Raw genomic sequence first — 3,946 nt, 5'->3', positions numbered from 1 at the left:
ATAGGTTTTAATGCTGGTGTACAAAATTTTAACATTGGTTATAATCAGTCATCTCCTTTTATAAAAAACCCACAACTTGATTTAAAAACAATTAATTTAAAATCAATCTCTTTATTCAAGCTTTCAAAAAATATTTTTCCAGAAATTGACACAAACGATAAGGGAGACGCAAGTATAGAAGGTATTTAATTTATTTCTTGATGTAATTAATGATAATGTATATAATTATGACTATTGCAGGAGATAAAAATATAAGATTCAAAGACTTTTTGTAATACGTCCATCGTTTTTCGTTTATGAGCCGGTTTTCTTCAATTCCTTGTTGAAGATTCTTTATCTCTATAATATAAAGCAAAAGTATTCTTCCGGCAGTTGGTGGTGTCACATTAAATAACTCATCTACGAAGTACCTTTTGGGTTGTGTTCCTGGCAACGTATATTCTTTAGGTTTGATGTTAGGAAAAATAAAGAACACCCCCAAAATAAAAAAATAGACTATTGTAAAAATTGCGGTAAACAAAAGATTATCAAACTGATTCGCTTCCCATTTTTTGATGGAGTATGCCACAAGCGTAACAAGTAAACCCGAGACAAGCGTTAATAATGTAGAACTTCTTTCAAGAATTTTTTTGCTTGTTTCAATTGTATCATTAAACGATTTTTCCGCTTGTTCAAAAATAAATTTTGAGTCCTCTAATGTGAGTTTCTTTTTATATTCATAATCAATTTTCCATTCAGAAGGGGTAGCATTTTCCATACTTCATTTTTTATCCAATTTAATATTATTTCAATTCATACTAAGTATTGAGCGAAAGTTTTATTATAAGGATTATCAATAAGAAAGCTTGACTATAAGTTGATTTTACCTCTCGATAAGAGAAAATGTGCTACCTATTCAAGCGTGGACGCTTGAATAGGTAGGATGTAAAAACACACTTATCACAATCGCTCGGCTCCTGCCGGGTGATTACTATTACCCGGCCTCCGGCCGTTGTTAAAAATTAAATCATGTTGTATCGCAGGCCGGAGGCCTGGGGATAATCGTCACTCGGCTGGAGCCGAGCGACTGCATGGGGATAAGTTCACATGATAGTTTTGGCTAAAGCCATATAAATTCCACTTAAAATCCGTTGGCTTTAGCCAACGGCAATGATAAATATAATGAATTTACAGAACGATTTCCATTCATTGCCGTTCCATTTATGGGACGGATAGAGCAACCAGATATGGGCTTTAGCCAAACCTGTAGTCTTCCGAACAATTCTGGACTCCAGCCGAGCGACTGCAGGGAGTAGCTTCTTTAATATTCATATTATCTCAACATCTACGATGGTAAAAAAGTAAATACCTGAATTATCTTTAAACTTTTCATCTTCAAAAACTAAACACTTTAAATAAATAGTTTGACCGGTTTTCAAATTATTCATATCAACCATATCTTTCATATAAAGAGCAATATCTTTTGTTTTTCTAACAAAAGTTTTATCATAAATCCTTCTGCTAAGTGTCCCCTCATATAATCCATTACAATATTCTGGAGTAAAGCTTACAGAACTGGCACCGATTTGACTATCAACATAGTCATTTAAAAAAAGCTTCTCTTTTTTGTTTAAAATCTTTAAAATTGGCTCGTCACTGCTTATGTGAAAATCATAATATGAAGCTTTAATTTTGATAGTATCTACTCCGCTTTTAAATTTTAAGCTTCTAAGAAAAGTACATAAAGCATCTTGGGTCGCACGTACTTGAGCCATCGCATTAAGCGCAAAGGGGATAATAAACAGTACAAATACAATTTTTCTCATTATGATAAGGTGAGTCTACGCCGTTGTTGGTGTTGTCACCATAGGTGTTCGGAAGAAATAAAAAGAAAGCTTGGGCCTAGTGCGATTCCTTCCTTGGGGAAGGGGGAGGTAGGGGTTTATTGAACATTACAGGTTTAATCGCACGTATAAACCCCTCCCTGCCATTTCACAATCCACGGCACCCCTCCCAAGGGAGGGAATATACACTGCAATTACAATCTTCCGAACACCTATAGTGTTGTCACCAACAACATTTAAATTGTTACCCCCTCACCAAATGTTCCTGCTCAATCTTCTTTTGCAGTTCCAATATGGAGCCTATTAAAGCTTCAGGGCGGGGTGGGCAGCCTTGTACGTATACATCAACGGGGATCACCCTATCAACACCTTTTACCACGTGGTAGCCGTGCTGCCAGTAAGGGCCACCGCAATTGGAGCATGAACCCATGGATATAACATATTTTGGCTCAGGCATTTGCTCATAAAGGCGTTTAATACGTTCGGCCATTTTAAAGGTAACTGTTCCGGCTATAATGATCACATCTGCCTGGCGAGCTGATGGACGTGGGAAAACGCCAAAGCGGTCAAGATCGTATGTTGATGCCATGCTGCCCATCATTTCAATAGCGCAGCAGGCTATCCCAAAGCTTAAAGGCCATAGGGATGATAAACGCGCCCAGTTGAGCAGGTCATCCAATTTGGTGACAACTATACCACCGCTTTCACTCGTTACATCACTACTCATTTGAAGGCTTTTTAAAGGTGGGTTTAAACATGGGTTTTCTTACCGGCGGTGTGGCACCGGCAGTTTCAGCAACGGCTTCTATTTCCGGTTCATCGTTGGTTAAACTAAATGCTTTAACTGTGTATTTGCTTTGCTCCAGGTTCAGTTTTTCATAAAACGATGAAGGGATGCTTACATCAGTAGTGGGTATCACAGGTTTGGCTTTTATCCATTCCAGGTCGCCTTTGCACCAAACGTAAACCAGGCCAATGATCAGGATACCTAAAAAAATAAACATCTCGGCTAATGAGAACCAGCCCCAGCGTGCATCCTGCGCTATAATATCATGGCTGCCAAATACGGTTGCCCACGGAAAAATGAACACCATTTCTACATCAAACAGTAAAAAGGTGAGCGCTATTACGTAAAAACGCGAATTGAATGGCAACCAGGCATTACCTGTTGGTTCTTCGCCGCATTCGTACGAGGTTAATTTCTCATAATTGGGATTATTTGGGGCAAGCAACCTGTTAATAAAAAATATAACGCATACCATTATAATTCCAGTAATAAGAAAGATAAGTATCTTTCCAAATTCTGATATTTGCGAAACATCGGTCATGACTACAAATTTAACAAAACAAACCCATTTTGATGCAATAATAATTGGCGGCGGGGCCTGCGGGCTTATGTGCGCCGTGCAGGCGGGCTTTTTGGGCAAGCGTACCCTCGTTCTCGAAAAAAACGACCGTGTAGGCGCCAAGATCCTCATCAGTGGTGGTGGCAGGTGCAATTACACCAACCTTTATGCAACAGATCAGCAGTTTATATCGCAAAATCCACATTTCAGTAAATCAGCCTTTTCGCAGTGGACGGTGGATGATACTATCAGCTTTTTTGAAACTTATGGCATCGTGGGTAAGGAAAAAACATTGGGTCAGCTTTTCCCGGTGAGTGATAAAGCTAAGGATGTGGTAGAGGTTTTTACCAACCTGTGCGCAGATATGGACCAGGAGATATGGTGTGATGCCGACGTTAAAATGGTTGAAAAAACTGACGATGGCTTTACCGTTCGGGTTGAAGTTAATGGCCGACAGGAGTATATAAGTGCCCCCAGTGTGGTTATCGCCTCGGGAGGGCTGCCAATCCCCAAAATGGGTGCTACTGATTTTGGGCTGCGAACGGCGCGCAAATTCGATCTTAAAATCACCGAAACCGCCCCTGCCCTGGTACCGCTCACTATTACCGGTAAAGATCAGCCCTGGTACGAGCAACTATCGGGCAACAGCATTTTTTGCCGGGTTTGGAACGACAGGATAAGCTTTGAAGAAAACATATTGTTTACTCATTGGGGCCTGAGCGGTCCGGCTATACTACAGATCTCTTCCTACTGGAAACCGGGCGAATATATTAACAT

General features: G+C 39.9%; 6 protein-coding genes. 2 read left to right on the top strand and 4 right to left on the bottom strand.

From position 1 onward, the window contains the following. On the top strand, positions 1-189 hold a 189-nt coding region (locus AC1DRQ_RS29960; protein ID WP_477429552.1), incomplete at its 5' end, for a hypothetical protein. Between the two features lies 1 nt (position 190). Here the strand turns inward: AC1DRQ_RS29960 and AC1DRQ_RS29955 are convergent. From AC1DRQ_RS29955 to AC1DRQ_RS29940, 4 genes are all read right to left on the bottom strand, one after another. Next, complete coding sequence (locus AC1DRQ_RS29955; protein ID WP_477429550.1) at positions 191-757, bottom strand: hypothetical protein; 567 nt, start codon at positions 755-757, stop codon at positions 191-193. 550 nt (positions 758-1,307) lie between these two features. Next, entirely contained in the window at positions 1,308-1,805 is a 498-nt protein-coding gene (locus AC1DRQ_RS29950) for a hypothetical protein (protein WP_477429548.1), read from the bottom strand. A gap of 262 nt (positions 1,806-2,067) precedes the next feature. Next, on the bottom strand, positions 2,068-2,550 hold the full coding sequence (locus AC1DRQ_RS29945) for an NADH-quinone oxidoreductase subunit B (RefSeq protein WP_429395972.1): 483 nt from the start codon (positions 2,548-2,550) through the stop codon (positions 2,068-2,070). Then, positions 2,543-3,151, bottom strand: a complete 609-nt coding sequence (locus AC1DRQ_RS29940; RefSeq protein WP_477429545.1) for an NADH-quinone oxidoreductase subunit A — start codon at positions 3,149-3,151, stop codon at positions 2,543-2,545. The genes AC1DRQ_RS29945 and AC1DRQ_RS29940 overlap by 8 nt, the downstream gene beginning before the upstream one ends. Here AC1DRQ_RS29940 and AC1DRQ_RS29935 point away from each other — a divergent pair. Beyond that, the coding region (locus AC1DRQ_RS29935) for a BaiN/RdsA family NAD(P)/FAD-dependent oxidoreductase (protein WP_477429543.1) at positions 3,150-3,946 on the top strand (797 nt) is incomplete at its 3' end. The genes AC1DRQ_RS29940 and AC1DRQ_RS29935 overlap by 2 nt on opposite strands.

Source organism: Mucilaginibacter sp. P4_E8, from assembly GCF_056401495.1.
The sequence above is the reverse complement of the archived record's forward strand: the minus strand, read 5'-3'. Positions and strand labels throughout refer to the sequence as shown.

Coding starts and splice junctions, on each gene's coding strand:
- AC1DRQ_RS29955 (WP_477429550.1), bottom strand. CDS start 757: ATGGAAAATGCTACCCCTTCTGAATGGAAAATTGATTATGAATATAAA.
- AC1DRQ_RS29950 (WP_477429548.1), bottom strand. CDS start 1,805: ATGAGAAAAATTGTATTTGTACTGTTTATTATCCCCTTTGCGCTTAAT.
- AC1DRQ_RS29945 (WP_429395972.1), bottom strand. CDS start 2,550: ATGAGTAGTGATGTAACGAGTGAAAGCGGTGGTATAGTTGTCACCAAA.
- AC1DRQ_RS29940 (WP_477429545.1), bottom strand. CDS start 3,151: ATGACCGATGTTTCGCAAATATCAGAATTTGGAAAGATACTTATCTTT.